The sequence below is a fragment of the Janibacter sp. LM genome, from assembly GCF_039631275.1.
Classification (GTDB): Bacteria; Actinomycetota; Actinomycetes; order Actinomycetales; family Dermatophilaceae; genus Janibacter; species Janibacter terrae.
The window spans coordinates 61,022-73,211 of the sequence record NZ_JBDIVG010000005.1; the positions used below are offsets into that span (position 1 = coordinate 61,022).

Consider the following 12,190-nt stretch of genomic DNA (forward strand, 5'->3'; position numbering starts at 1 on the left):
CACCGGGGTGCCGGTGGCCCGGCGCACGCCGCCACGCCCGACGGGCGTGTCTCCCTTCGCCCCCGTGGTCCGCGTCGGACCACGGAGAGGCACATGCAGCACCGCTTGATCATCGAGACCGCGATGGCGCGAGCCGTCGGGCTGGCCGCGCGCGGCCTCGGTCGCACCAGCCCCAACCCGGTCGTCGGCTGCGTCGTGCTCGACGCCAGCGGGCGCATCGTGGGCGAGGGCCACCACGAGCGGGCCGGGGGACCGCACGCCGAGGTCGTCGCCCTGCGGGCCGCCGGCGACGCCGCCCGCGGCGGCACCGCCGTCGTCACCCTCGAGCCGTGCCGGCACACGGGCCGCACCGGACCGTGCACGAGCGCGCTGCTCGAGGCGGGCATCGCGAGCGTCGTCATCGCCGTGCCCGACCCCACGCGCACCGCCGGCGGGGGAGCGGACCTGTTGCGGGACAACGGTGTCGACGTCGTGGAGGGAGTCGGTCGGGAGGCCGCCGCGCACGTCAACCGGGCCTGGCTGCGCGCGACGGTCGCCGGTCGACCGCACGTCACGTGGAAGCTCGCGAGCACCCTCGACGGCCGCACCGCCGCCGCCGACGGGACGAGCCGGTGGATCACCGGGCCGCAGGCGCGGGCCGCCGTGCACCGGCTGCGCGCGGAGCGCGACGCGGTCCTCGTCGGGGGCGGGACGCTGCGGGCCGACGACCCCCACCTCGCCGTCCGGGACCTGCCCGGCGCCCACCAGCCACTGCGCGTCGTCCTCGACTCCGGCGCGAGGATCCCGCTCGACGCCCGCGTGCTCGACGACGTCGCACCGACCCTCGTCGTCGTCGCGGACGACGCCGACGCCTCCCGGCTGCTCGCCGCCGGCGTCGACGTCCTCGCCGTGCCGCGCGGCCCGCGCGGCCTCGACGTCGTGGCCGTCCTCACGACCCTGCACGAGCGCGGGGTGCGCTCACTGCTCCTCGAGGGCGGCGCGCGCCTCGCCGCAACCTGCATCGCGCACGACCTCGTCGACGAGGTCGTCGCCCACATCGCCCCCGCCCTGCTCGGCGCCGGGACCTCGGTCCTCGCCGACGCGGGCATCACGACCATGACCGGCGCGCTGCGCCTCGACACGACCGACGTGCAGCGGCTGGGCGACGACGTCGCCCTCACCGCCACCGTCAGAAGGGACCACTGATGTTCACCGGGATCATCGAGGAGCTGGGGGAGGTCGTCGCCGTCGAGGAGGGGGCCGACTCCAGCCGCATCACCGTGCGAGGGCAGGTCACGACGACCGACGCACCGCACGGGGCCTCCATCGCCGTCAACGGCGCCTGCCTCACCGTCACCGACACGGAGGCGAAGGGGGGTGAGGTCACCTTCGACGTCATGGCCGAGAGCCTGCGCCGCACCGTCCTCGGCGACCTCGCCGTCGGCGACGTGGTCAATCTCGAGCGGGCCATGGTGCTCGGCGCCCGCCTCGACGGCCACCTCGTGCAGGGGCACGTCGACGGGACCGCGACGATCACCCAGCGCCGCCCGGGCGACCGGTGGGAGGAGGTGCGCCTGGCGATCGACCCCGGGCTGGCCCCCTTCGTCGTCGAGAAGGGCTCGATCTGCCTCGACGGCGTGAGCCTCACCCTGACCGTCGCCGGGGACGACCACGTCGAGGTGGCCCTCATCCCCACGACGATGGAGCTGACGACCTTGGGACGCAAGGGAGTCGGCGACCGCGTCAACGTCGAGGTGGACATCCTCGGCAAGTACGTGCAGCGCATGCTCGCACTCGACCCGAAGGACCCGCGATGACCCACGACGACGACCTGCTCGACCCGATCGAGACCGCGATCGAGGCGATCGCGGCCGGCCGCCCGGTGCTCGTCGTCGACGACGCGGACCGGGAGAACGAGGGCGACATCATCTTCGCGGCCGACGCCGCGACCGACGAGCTCATGGGCCTCACGGTGCGCCTGGGCAGCGGGGTGATCTGCGTCGCGATGACCGGTGCCGAGCTCGACCGGCTCGCGCTGCCGCCGATGACCGCGATCAACGAGGACTCCAAGGGGACGGCCTACTCGGTCTCCGTCGACGCGCGGACCGGCGTGACCACCGGCATCAGCGCCGCCGACCGCGCCCGCACGGCGCGGCTGCTCGCGGACCCGAGCACCGGTCGCGGGGACCTCGCGCGGCCCGGGCACGTCTTCCCGCTGCGCGCCCGGGACGGGGGCGTGCTCGTGCGCCGCGGCCACACCGAGGCGGCGGTCGACCTCTGCCGGCTCGCCGGACGGGCGCCCGCCGGCGTCATCTGCGAGGTCGTCGAGGAGGACGGCTCGATGTCGCGGCTGCCCGGGCTGCGCCGCCTCGCCGACGAGCGCGGCTGGCCGCTCGTGAGCATCGCCGACCTCGTCGACCTGCGCCGCCGCTCCGAGGCGCTCATCGAGCACGTCGTCTCGACCCGGCTGCCGACCTCCCACGGCGAGTTCGTCGCGCACGGCTACTGCAGCGCCGTCGACGGCTCCGAGCACATGGCGCTCGTCCACGGCGACATCGGCCGGGGCACGCCGCTCGTGCGGGTGCACAGCGAGTGCCTCACCGGGGACGTCTTCGGCTCGTTGCGCTGCGACTGCGGACCGCAGCTCCAGGCGGCCATGGCGGCCGTCGTCTCGGCCGGCTCCGGCGTCATCGTCTACGTGCGCGGGCACGAGGGCAGGGGCATCGGCCTCGTCGACAAGCTGCGGGCGTACGCCGCCCAGGACCGTGGTGCCGACACCGTCGACGCCAACGCGGACCTGGGGTTGCCGGTCGACGCACGGGACTACACCCACGCCGCCCAGGTGCTGCGCCGGCTCGGCGTCACGACGGTGCGGCTGCTGAGCAACAACCCGGCCAAGGTCGACGCCCTCCAGGCGCTCGGCATCACCGTCGCCGGTCGCGACCCGCTGCCGGCGGGCGTCACGAGTGACAACCTGCACTACCTGCGCACCAAGCGCGACCGGATGGGCCACGACCTCCCGTGGCTGCCGGACACGGACGAAGGGAGCACCCGATGAGCGGGCACGGAGCACCGAGGATCGACATCGCCGCGGCCGGCGACCTGCGCGTGGCGGTCGTCGCCTCGAGCTGGCACACGCAGGTCATGGACGGTCTCGTCGGTGGCGCGCGGGCAGCGCTCGCGGAGGCGGGTATCGAGCCGATGCTCGTGCGCGTCCCGGGCAGTTTCGAGCTGCCGCTCGTCGCGGCCGAGCTGGTCGGGACGCACGACGCGGTCGTCGCCCTCGGCGTCGTGATCCGTGGCGGCACACCGCACTTCGACTACGTGTGCGCCGCGGCGACGGACGGGCTCTCCCGGGTGGCGCTCGACTCGGGTACGCCCATCGGCTTCGGCCTGCTCACCTGCGACGACGACGCCCAGGCACTCGACCGGGCCGGCCTGCCGGGATCCCGGGAGGACAAGGGCCGCGAGGCCGCAGAGGCCGCCGTCGCCACGGCCGCCCTGCTCGCCGGCCTGCGGGCGTGATGCACGACACGGCCCCCGGTCCGGCCCACTGGTGACGCGGACGACCTGACGGGCTTAGCCTGTCTCCCACAGCGCCGACCCGGTCGATCCCCCCTGCTCCCGGGTCGGCGTTGTTCTGCCCGGGTGGTCCGCGGCTGCGCCCGTCGCGGCCGAGGAGGGGGTGGCCGGCGGACGGGGCTCCTGCGTGAGGTCGACCTCCCCGAGGACGGCTCGGGCGAGGTGGCGCATGTCGTCGGGCGTGAAGCTCGCCCCGTCGACCTCGGCGCGGGCCCGCACGGCCGACGGCTCGGGCAGCGGGTGCGCGCCCACGTCGTCCATGAGCTCCATGAGGGCGGCACGCACGAGCTCGTCGTCGTCGGGGCCGCGCGGGGTGTCGTGACGGTCAGTCATCGTGGGCCTCCGTGTCGGCGAGGGCCGTGGCCAGCTGGGCACGGCCGCGGTGCAGCCGTGCCTTGATGGTCCCCGACGGGATGCCCGTCTGCCGGGAGATCTCGTCGACCGACAGGTCGGCGAGGTAGTACAGGGCCAGGGTCTCGCGCACGTCGGGGCCGAGGGTGCGCAGGGCGGCGACGACCGCGACCCGGTCCACCGTCGGCGCGGCCGGTCGGGCGTCCTCGCCGCGCCGCTCCATCGCCCTGGTGCGGTTGGAGTCCTTGCGCCATGTCGAGATGGCGATCCGGCGAGCCACCGTCCGGACCCACGCGCCCGGCTCGTCCGCGGTCCGCACCTGGTCCCAGCGCTGCCACGCGCGGGCGAAGGCCTCCTGGGTGGAGTCGCGCGCGAGCTCCAGGTCGCCCGTCGCGGCGTACACCAGGTGCACCACGCGCGGTGCGGTCGCCCGGTAGAACTCGTCGAACTCGTCCTCGGCTGATGCCCGACCTCCCTCCATCACCTCTCCAGACGCGTGTGCCGGCGATGCGGTTGCCCCGCGGGTGCGTGGTCCTTTCCCACTTCTTTTGGTCCTCCCCGGCTGGCCTCCACCACCAGCCGTCCCCCGTCGGTGACGATGGGGCCGTGACGGTGATGGAACTCATCCGGTCGGCCACGACGGGAGAAGACGCTACTCGCAGGCGGCCCGAGGTGGCGGCCGCGGCCGCCGGTGCGCTGACGGCGCTCGCTGGGTGGCTCGTGCCCGTCGTCCTCGTCCTGCTCGGCGCCCTGGCGGTGCCCCGTGCCTCCGCCGGCGTCGGCGACGCCCTCGGATCGGGCAGCCTCCTGTGGCTGGTCCTCGGTGGGGCGCGGCTGCACCTCGGCGACGGCACGCTCGCCATGACGCCCCTCGTCGGGACCCTCCTGCTGCTCCTCCTGGCCCGGGCCGGTGCCCGGCGCGGCCTGCCGCAGGAGCCGTCGCGGGCGCTCCAGGGCGCCTGGCTCGGCGGTTACGCCGGTGTCGGCCTGCTCGTCTCCCTCCTCGGTCTGCTGTCGCCGGCCGGACCTGTGGTCCCCAGCGTGCTCCTCCCGCTCGTCGTCCTCCCCGCGCTCGGCCTGGTCCTCGCGCACGGGCTGCCCGAGGAGGCCGCGCGGGTGTGGGAGCGGGCGCCGACCTCGCTGCGTCGCGGCGTCGTGCCGGGGGCGAAGGGGGCCGCCCTCCTCGTCCTCCTCGGCTCCGCACTGGTCCTCGTCGCGACGGCCGTGCACCTCGGCCGGGTGGCGCACCTGCACGCTGGCCTCGACGCGGGGGTCTTCGGCGGGACGCTCCTGGTGCTCCTGCAGCTGATGCTCCTGCCCAACCTCGGGATCTGGGCGCTGTCCTTCGCCGCCGGTCCGGGCTTCTCGACCGCGGGCGGTGCGATGACGACGTGGTCGGGGGCGGAGTCCGGCCTGCTGCCGATGGTGCCCGTCCTCGCCGCGCAGCCCCAGCCGGGCGACCTGCCCTGGGTGACCCACCTGCTCGTCCTCCTGCCGGTCCTCGCCGGCGCCTGGCTCGGCCGTGAGGCGCTGCAGTGGGTGCCGCGGCTGGCCCCGACCCAGACCAAGCTCGCCGTCTTGTCGGTCGCGGTCGGTGTGGCCGCACTCCTCGTCGTCCTGCTCGACGCCCTCGCCGGCGGCTCGCTGGGTGCCCTGCGCCTGGCCGACCTCGGCGCCCGGGCGCCGGCGCTCGGCGGGGTGCTCGTGCTCGAGCTCGGCATCGGGGCCTTCATCGTCCTGGCGCGCGAGTGGTGGGTCTTGCGCCGCTGAGCGCTCGACCTAGACTGCGGCGGGTGAGCGCCCCCCTTCGTCTCGTCGTCCTCGTATCCGGCTCGGGGACCCTGCTGCAGGCCCTGCTCGACGCCCCCGACCTGCCCGCGCAGGTCGTCGCGGTCGGCGCCGACCGGGAGTGCGTGGGCCTGGAGCGGGCCGCGGCGGCGGGCGTGCAGACCTTCGTCGAGCGGGTCGCGGACCACCCCGACCGGGAGGCCTGGGACGCGGCGCTCGCGGCCGACATCGCCCGGCACGAGCCCGACCTCGTCGTCACGGCCGGCTTCATGAAGATCCTCGGGCCGCGGGCCCTCGCGAGCGGCACCTTCCTCAACACCCACCCGGCGCTGCTGCCGGCCTTCCCCGGCGCCCACGGCGTCCGGGACGCGCTGGCGTACGGCGTCACCGTCACCGGCTCGACTGCCCACCTCGTCGACGCCGGCGTCGACACCGGCCCGATCATCGAGCAGCGGACCGTGGCGATCTCCGCTGACGACACCGAGGAGTCGCTGCACGAGCGGATCAAGGCTGTCGAGCGCGAGATGCTCGTCGACGTCGTCGCCGCGATGGCCACTGGTGGCTGGCGGGTCGAGGGTCGCCGGGTCCTCCTCGGCGGGGTGCGCTGAGTCGCGCGACCTCTCGTAGACTGGGGGCACACGACTGGCGAAGGTGGATCACCACCGGGGAGTGACGAAGTCGAGGTGCATCGCCCGCCTGGGTGCGCCCATCTGCAGATGCAAGCGACCTTCCAGGAGTACTCGTGTCAGAACGCCGTCCCGTCCGCCGTGCCCTCGTCTCCGTCTACGACAAGACCGGCCTCGAGGACCTCGTCCGGGGTCTCGCCGACGCGGGCGTCGAGCTCGTGTCGACCGGCGGCTCGGCCGCCACGATCGCCGGTCTCGGCCTGCCGGTGACCAAGGTCGAGGACCTCACCGGCTTCCCCGAGTGCCTCGACGGCCGGGTCAAGACGCTCCACCCGCGGGTCCACGCGGGCATCCTCGCCGACACCCGGCTCGAGGACCACGTGCGGCAGCTCGAGGAGCTGGAAGTCGCCCCCTTCGACCTCGTCGTCGTCAACCTCTATCCCTTCGCCGACACCGTCGCCTCCGGTGCAGGCGTGCAGGACTGCATCGAGAAGATCGACATCGGCGGCCCGACCATGGTGCGCGCCGCGGCCAAGAACCACGCCTCCGTCGCGATCGTCACCGACCCCACGACCTACGGTGACGTCCTCGAGGCGGTGCGCGGTGGCGGCTTCACCCTCGCCCAGCGCCAGCGCCTGGCCACCGACGCCTTCGTCCACACGGCCACCTACGACGTGGCCGTCGCCTCGTGGATGGGCTCGGTGGTCAGCCCGAGCGACGAGACGCCCTTCCCCGGCTGGGTCGGCGGCACCTATGCCAAGAAGTCCGGCCTGCGCTACGGAGAGAACCCGCACCAGTCCGCCGCGCTCTACGTCACCGAGGCCGGCGGCGGCATCGCCGGCGCCGAGCAGCTGCACGGCAAGGAGATGTCGTACAACAACTACATCGACGGTGACGCCGCGCTGCGCGCCGCGCACGACCACGGCGACCAGCCGACCGTCGCGATCATCAAGCACGCCAACCCGTGCGGCATCGCGGTGGGGGAGAGCATCGAGGTCGCCTACGAGCGGGCGCACGCCTGCGACCCGGTCTCCGCCTACGGCGGCATCGTCGCCAGCAACCGCCCGATCACCGCGGCGATGGCCACCGCCCTCAACGACACCTTCTCGGAGGTCGTCCTGGCGCCGGACTTCGAGCCCGACGCCCTGACGATCCTCAAGGAGAAGAAGAACCGCCGCCTGCTCAAGGTCGCGACCCCCACGCCCGGGGGCGTCGAGACCCGACCGATCTCCGGTGGCCTGCTCGTGCAGCAGCGCGACGCGATCGACGGCGTCGTCGAGGCGAAGGGGGAGGACAAGCCGACGCAGGGGCACGGGGACGACCCGCGCGCCTGGGCGCTCGTGACCGGTGATGCCGCCGACGAGCAGACGCTCGCGGACCTCGCCTTCGCGTGGCGCGCCGTGCGCGCGACCAAGTCCAACGCGATCCTCCTCGCGAAGGACGGCGGCTCGGTGGGCATCGGCATGGGCCAGGTCAACCGGGTCGACTCGTGCCACCTCGCGGTCGGCCGGGCCGGCGAGGAGCGGGCGAAGGGGGCCATCGCGGCCTCGGACGCCTTCTTCCCCTTCGCCGACGGGCTCCAGGTCCTGCTCGACGCGGGAGTGCGCGCCGTCGTCGCGCCGGGTGGGTCCGTGCGTGACGACGAGGTCGTCGCCGCGGCGCAGGCCGCGGGCATCACGATGTACTTCACCGGCACCCGCCACTTCGCCCACTGAGCACCGGACACCGACGAAAGGATGGGGTCGTGACAGCACAGATCCTCGACGGCAAGGCGGCGCTCGCGTCGATCAAGGACGAGCTGCGCGGCCGGGTGGCCGCTCTCAAGGAGCAGGGCGTCACCCCGGGGCTCGGCACCGTGCTCGTGGGCGAGGACCCGGGCAGCCGCTGGTACGTGGGCGCGAAGCACCGGGACTGCGCAGAGATCGGCATCACGAGCATCCGCCGTGACCTGCCGGCGACCTCGACGCTCGAGGAGGTCCTGGCGGTCGTGCGCGAGCTCAACGAGGACCCGGCCTGCACCGGGTTCCTCGTGCAGCAGCCGACCGGCCTGGACGAGAACGCGATCCTCTCCGCCGTCGACCCGGCCAAGGACGTCGACGGCCTGCACCCGACGAACCTCGGCTGGCTCGTCCTCGGCGAGCCGGCGCCGCTGCCGTGCACGCCGATGGGTTGCATCGAGCTCCTGCGGCGGCACGACGTGCCGATCGCCGGCGCCCGGGTCGTCATCGTCGGTCGCGGCATCACGGTGGGGCGCCCGCTCGGCCTGATCCTCACCCGCCGCAGCGAGAACGCGACGACGGTCCTGTGCCACACCGGGACCCGCGACCTCGCGGCCGAGGTGCGCCAGGCCGACGTCGTCGTCGCCGCCGCCGGCGTGCCGGGCATCATCACCGCCGACATGGTCAAGCCGGGTGCGGCCGTGCTCGACGTCGGCGTGAGCCGGCTGGTCGCCGAGGACGGTACGTCCAAGGTCGCCGGCGATGTCGCCGCGGACGTCGCCGAGGTCGCCGGCTGGGTCAGCCCCAACCCCGGCGGCGTCGGCCCGATGACCCGCGCCATGCTGCTCACCAATGTCGTCGAGGCCGCGGAGCGGGCCCTGCGATGACCGGCCCGGGCGAGCGGGAGCATCGGCCGACGGCGCCGGCCCGACCGGCGCTCGACGTGCGCCCGCTCGCCGCCTGGTGGCTCATCGCCGGCGGCCTCGCCGTCGCCCTGCTCTTCATCCTCACCGACCACGTGCTGCGGGCCACGCTCGCCTGCGCGGGCTCGCTGCTGCTCGCCGCGGTCCTGCGCGTGACCCTCCCGGGCTCGCGCGCCGGCGGCATCGCCGTGCGCGGTCCGCTCGTCGACGTCGTGACGCTCGTCGTCCTCGCGGTCGCGGTCCTCGTCGCGGGCTTCTCGCTGGACCTCACCGCCCGCTGAGGCAGGTCCCCAGCACGACGAAGGGGGCCCCGCACCGACCGGTGCGGGGCCCTCCTTGTTGGGGTGCGCGGTGTCAGCCCTTGATGAGGCCGAGCTTGGTCACGGCCTCGCGCTCCTCGGCCAGCTCGGCGACCGAGGCGTCGATCTTCGCGCGCGAGAAGTCGTCGATCTCCAGGCCCTGGACGATCTCCCAGCTGCCGTCCTTGACGGTGACGGGGAAGGAGGAGATGAGGCCCTCGGGGACGCCGTACGAGCCGTCGGAGCAGACCGACATGGACACCCAGTCGCCCTCGGGGGTGCCGAGCGCCCAGTCACGGGCGTGGTCGACGGTCGCCGACGCCGCGGAGGCGGCGGAGGAGGCGCCGCGGGCCTCGATGATCGCCGCACCGCGCTTGGCGACGGTCGGGATGAAGGTCGACTCAAGCCACTCCTGGTCGCCCACGGTCTCGGCGGCGTTCTTGCCGGAGACCTCGGCGTGGAATAGATCGGGGTACTGGGTGGCCGAGTGGTTGCCCCAGATCGTCATCTTCTTGATCTCGGTGACCGGCACGCCGAGCTTGGCGGACAGCTGGCTGATGGCCCGGTTGTGGTCCAGACGGGTCAGCGCGCTGAAGCGCTCGTTGGGGATGTCGGGCGCGTTGTTCATCGCGATGAGCGCGTTGGTGTTCGCCGGGTTGCCCGTGATCGTGACGTGCACGTCGTCGGCCGCGACCTTGTTCAGCGCCGCACCCTGCGGGGCGAAGATTCCGCCGTTGGCCTCCAGGAGGTCACCGCGCTCCATGCCGGGGCCGCGGGGGCGGGCGCCGACGAGCAGGGCGTGGTTGACGCCGTCGAAGACCTTGTCGGCGTCGTCGCCGATCTCGACACCGGCGAGGGTCGGGAAGGCGCAGTCGTCGAGCTCCATGACGACACCCTCGAGGGCCTTCAGGGCCGGGGTGATCTCGAGCAGGCGCAGCTCGACCGGGGTCTCGGGACCGAAGAGCGATCCGCTGGCGATGCGGAAGAGCAGGCTGTAGCCGATCTGGCCGGCGGCGCCGGTGACGGCGACCTTGACGGGAGTGGTGCTCACTGGTGGACCCCTTCGTGCGGAAACAGGGAAATGCTGTCCCTGCGACGCTAGCAGCGCCGCGGCGGGGCGAGTGCGGCAGGTTCACCCTCCGGCCACCTCGGCCGTCGTTGACAGGCCACGTCCGCGGGAGGAGGGTTCGGGGTCCGGGCGCGGGTGGGCCGCGGTCGTGAACCGCGGACGGGCTCCCTGCGTACGGCCTCCCAGGAGGTCTCATGACGGACACCGGCACGGCGCTCATGCAGCAGCTGCACGACGAGCACGCTGCCGCCCTGTGGGGCTACTGCCTCAGCCTCACCGGGCGTGACCACGCGCGTGCCGAGGACGTCGTGCAGGAGACGATGATCCGGGCCTGGCGCAACCGTGCTCGTCTCGACGAGAGCCACGGGTCGGTGCGGGCGTGGCTGTTCACCGTGGCCCGCAACATCGTCATCGACGAGTGGCGGACCAAGCGGTCGCAGAGCGAGCTCAGCGTGGCCGACGTGCCGGACGCCCGGGACGCCCGGGACCACACCGACCAGCTGCTGCTGTCGTGGGTGGTGGCCGATGCGCTCATGTCCCTGTCTGCTGACCACCGCGCCGTGCTGCAGGAGTGCTACTTCCGCGGGGCGTCGGTCGCGGAGGCGGGGCGGACCCTCGGGATCCCCGAGGGGACGGTCAAGTCCCGGACGCACTACGCCCTGCGCGCGCTGCGGCTCGCCCTGCAGGAGATGGGGGTCGGCGCGTGACCTGCGAGTACGCCCGCTGCGACGGCGCCTACGTGCTGGGTGCGCTGTCCCCGTCCGAGCGCCAGGAGTTCGAGCAGCACCTGACCCGGTGCGACGACTGCAGCCGGTCGGTGCGCGAGCTCGCGGGCGTGCCGGGCCTGCTCGCGCAGGTCGGCCCCGGCGACCTGCTGCCCGTGCCCCCCGTCCCGCGCACGCTCCTGCCGAGGCTCGTCGCCGACGTGCGGCACCAGCAGCGACGGCGCACCGTCGTCGTGGCCGGCCTCGCCGCCTCCGTCGCCGCGCTCACGGTCTCCGCTGCGGGGCTCGGCATGGCCGCGCTCGGCGACGGCGCCGCCCCGGACCCGGGGGTGGCGGTGCCACCCGTCGCCACCAGCCCGGTGCCCTCCCTCCCGATGACCGCCGTCGGACGCGTGCCGGTGGAGGCGGACCTGCAGCTGGAGAGCGTGGCCTGGGGCACCCGGATCGAGGTGACGTGCACCTACGAGCAGGAAGCCGGCCACACGCTCGCCTACGAACCCGAGTACGCCCTCGTCGTGCGGAGGGAGGGCGGGGCGACCGAGAGGGTGGCCACCTGGCGGGGCCTGCCCGGGCGGACGATGCACCTGTCGGCGGCCACCGCCACCGGACGGGGGGACATCGAGAGCGTGGAGATGCGCTCGGAGGACGGGACCACCCTCCTGCGACTGACGATCTGAGCCCCGCGTCAGTGGGTCCGCAGGGTGCGAGAGCGCAGGAGCGGTCGACGGGCCGGCGCGTGGCGGCGCAGCAGGGTCAGGCCGCCGACGATGCAGACGACCTCGGCGACCGCAGCCGTGAGCACCCAGCCACCCGTCCACCGCTCCTGGACCCCGAAGAGCCCGAGGGTGGCGGAGGTGATGAAGGCGCCCAGCGTGCTCGCGCCGAAGCCCAGCACGAGGAGGGCCGGGACCCAGTGCCGCCACCCGATGAGGAGGCCGGCGATGACGACGCCCGCCATCGCGTTGAGCAGGAAGGCCGGACCGATGACGTCCAGGTCCCGGTACCCCTCGACGCCCCAGAGGGCAAGGTGCACCCCTGCTGAGACGAGGGCTGCCGCTGCCGTGATGAGTCGGGTGCGCATGGTGCTCCTCCATCTCCGGGTGACACCGCCATCACCCCTGACCTGATCA

The 12,190-nt window shown here is 74.0% G+C and carries 15 protein-coding genes; 11 read left to right on the plus strand and 4 right to left on the minus strand.

Features of this window, described 5'->3' with window-relative positions; translation table 11 throughout:
- Positions 1–93: 93 nt before the first annotated feature.
- Genes ribD through ribH form a run of 4 tightly spaced genes read left to right on the plus strand, consistent with a single transcriptional unit; the run spans position 94 to position 3,504 of the window.
- Positions 94–1,185 (plus strand): bifunctional diaminohydroxyphosphoribosylaminopyrimidine deaminase/5-amino-6-(5-phosphoribosylamino)uracil reductase RibD, encoded by a 1,092-nt coding sequence (ribD, locus tag ABC138_RS03475; protein WP_068321812.1) that lies wholly within the window; start codon positions 94–96, stop codon positions 1,183–1,185.
- Entirely contained in the window at positions 1,185–1,796 is a 612-nt protein-coding gene (locus ABC138_RS03480; protein WP_345912758.1) for a riboflavin synthase, read from the plus strand. The genes ribD and ABC138_RS03480 overlap by 1 nt, the downstream gene beginning before the upstream one ends.
- Positions 1,793–3,037, plus strand: coding sequence for a bifunctional 3,4-dihydroxy-2-butanone-4-phosphate synthase/GTP cyclohydrolase II (locus ABC138_RS03485; RefSeq protein ID WP_345912759.1), 1,245 nt, complete (start codon positions 1,793–1,795; stop codon positions 3,035–3,037). Before ABC138_RS03480 ends, ABC138_RS03485 begins: the two co-directional genes overlap by 4 nt.
- Positions 3,034–3,504: a 6,7-dimethyl-8-ribityllumazine synthase gene (ribH, locus tag ABC138_RS03490; RefSeq protein ID WP_345912761.1), complete on the plus strand. Its 471-nt coding sequence runs from the start codon at positions 3,034–3,036 to the stop codon at positions 3,502–3,504. Before ABC138_RS03485 ends, ribH begins: the two co-directional genes overlap by 4 nt.
- 54 nt (positions 3,505–3,558) lie before the next feature.
- Here ribH and ABC138_RS03495 read toward each other — a convergent pair whose 3' ends face one another.
- Positions 3,559–3,894: a hypothetical protein gene (locus ABC138_RS03495; protein WP_345912762.1), complete on the minus strand. Its 336-nt coding sequence runs from the start codon at positions 3,892–3,894 to the stop codon at positions 3,559–3,561.
- Entirely contained in the window at positions 3,887–4,393 is a 507-nt protein-coding gene (locus ABC138_RS03500) for a SigE family RNA polymerase sigma factor (RefSeq protein ID WP_345912763.1), read from the minus strand. The genes ABC138_RS03495 and ABC138_RS03500 overlap by 8 nt, the downstream gene beginning before the upstream one ends.
- Positions 4,394–4,527: 134 nt before the next feature.
- Between ABC138_RS03500 and ABC138_RS03505 the strand changes: the two genes are divergently transcribed.
- The 5 genes from ABC138_RS03505 to ABC138_RS03525 all read left to right on the plus strand — a co-directional run bounded on the left by ABC138_RS03505 (position 4,528) and on the right by ABC138_RS03525 (position 9,248).
- The gene (locus ABC138_RS03505) at positions 4,528–5,682 is read left to right on the plus strand and encodes a DUF6350 family protein (RefSeq protein ID WP_345912789.1); all 1,155 of its coding nucleotides are present in this window, start codon (positions 4,528–4,530) and stop codon (positions 5,680–5,682) included.
- Between the two features lie 23 nt (positions 5,683–5,705).
- Positions 5,706–6,308, plus strand: coding sequence for a phosphoribosylglycinamide formyltransferase (gene purN, locus ABC138_RS03510; protein ID WP_345912764.1), 603 nt, complete (start codon positions 5,706–5,708; stop codon positions 6,306–6,308).
- A gap of 134 nt (positions 6,309–6,442) precedes the next feature.
- Complete coding sequence (gene purH, locus ABC138_RS03515) at positions 6,443–8,041, plus strand: bifunctional phosphoribosylaminoimidazolecarboxamide formyltransferase/IMP cyclohydrolase (protein ID WP_345912765.1); 1,599 nt, start codon at positions 6,443–6,445, stop codon at positions 8,039–8,041.
- A 29-nt stretch (positions 8,042–8,070) separates the two neighbouring features.
- Positions 8,071–8,931 carry a bifunctional methylenetetrahydrofolate dehydrogenase/methenyltetrahydrofolate cyclohydrolase gene (locus ABC138_RS03520; RefSeq protein WP_068321841.1) on the plus strand — a complete coding sequence of 287 codons (861 nt, stop codon included), beginning with the start codon at positions 8,071–8,073 and terminating at the stop codon, positions 8,929–8,931.
- On the plus strand, positions 8,928–9,248 hold the full coding sequence (locus ABC138_RS03525) for a DUF3017 domain-containing protein (protein ID WP_068321844.1): 321 nt from the start codon (positions 8,928–8,930) through the stop codon (positions 9,246–9,248). The genes ABC138_RS03520 and ABC138_RS03525 overlap by 4 nt, the downstream gene beginning before the upstream one ends.
- 73 nt (positions 9,249–9,321) lie before the next feature.
- Here the strand turns inward: ABC138_RS03525 and ABC138_RS03530 are convergent, their stop codons facing one another.
- Positions 9,322–10,317 (minus strand): malate dehydrogenase, encoded by a 996-nt coding sequence (locus ABC138_RS03530; RefSeq protein WP_068321847.1) that lies wholly within the window; start codon positions 10,315–10,317, stop codon positions 9,322–9,324.
- Between the two features lie 212 nt (positions 10,318–10,529).
- On the opposite strand from ABC138_RS03530, the gene ABC138_RS03535 reads away from it, so the two are divergent.
- Both ABC138_RS03535 and ABC138_RS03540 read left to right on the plus strand, forming a co-directional pair.
- Positions 10,530–11,042 carry a sigma-70 family RNA polymerase sigma factor gene (locus tag ABC138_RS03535; RefSeq protein ID WP_338537710.1) on the plus strand — a complete coding sequence of 171 codons (513 nt, stop codon included), beginning with the start codon at positions 10,530–10,532 and terminating at the stop codon, positions 11,040–11,042.
- Positions 11,039–11,737 (plus strand): zf-HC2 domain-containing protein, encoded by a 699-nt coding sequence (locus ABC138_RS03540; RefSeq protein WP_345912767.1) that lies wholly within the window; start codon positions 11,039–11,041, stop codon positions 11,735–11,737. Before ABC138_RS03535 ends, ABC138_RS03540 begins: the two co-directional genes overlap by 4 nt.
- A gap of 8 nt (positions 11,738–11,745) precedes the next feature.
- Here ABC138_RS03540 and ABC138_RS03545 read toward each other — a convergent pair whose 3' ends face one another.
- Positions 11,746–12,141, minus strand: a complete 396-nt coding sequence (locus ABC138_RS03545) for a hypothetical protein (protein WP_345912769.1) — start codon at positions 12,139–12,141, stop codon at positions 11,746–11,748.
- Positions 12,142–12,190: the final 49 nt, after the last annotated feature.